Source organism: Sutterella massiliensis, from assembly GCF_016899755.1.
GTDB lineage: Bacteria > Pseudomonadota > Gammaproteobacteria > Burkholderiales > Burkholderiaceae_F > Sutterella > Sutterella massiliensis.
This window is the reverse complement of the sequence record NZ_JACJJC010000323.1, coordinates 1-392: the sequence shown is the minus strand read 5'-3', so window position 1 is coordinate 392 and position 392 is coordinate 1. Positions and strand designations below refer to the sequence as shown.

The 392-nt window shown below is 62.5% G+C and carries 1 protein-coding gene; it reads right to left on the bottom strand.

Features of this window, described 5'->3' with window-relative positions; translation table 11 throughout:
* Positions 1-392, bottom strand: a 392-nt coding sequence (locus H6A60_RS12760) for a hypothetical protein (RefSeq protein WP_205105235.1), incomplete at both ends; no start/stop codon positions are given.

Genomic DNA, 392 nt, shown 5'->3' with positions numbered 1-392 from the left:
CGCGTAGATCGAAGCGTCCTTTCGGGCGGCGGCATGATCGTTGCGCCCATTGGTTCCCACGGCTTCGGCGCCTGCCGCTGCGGCGTCTTTCGGATTCTTTACGCCGGTCGAGCCGCTTTCTTTTCTCGGTTCATAATGCACGGACCAAAGCACATCTTGCCATCCCTCGGCGCGCAGTGCGGCTCCGCCCCGATGTTCGTCAAAGTGCGAGACGGAAGCGTCGCGTACGTGCACCGGGTCGATCGTGCTTTCGTGCTTGACGATCAGGGGTTCCTTCGGCGGCTCCGGCTGCGGAGGCGGCGGCTCTTTGAAGAGTCCGCATCCGGAGAGAATGAAAGCGGCCGAGACGCAGACCGCGGCGAGTGCGGGTGTCTGTCTTTTCTGCATTTGCT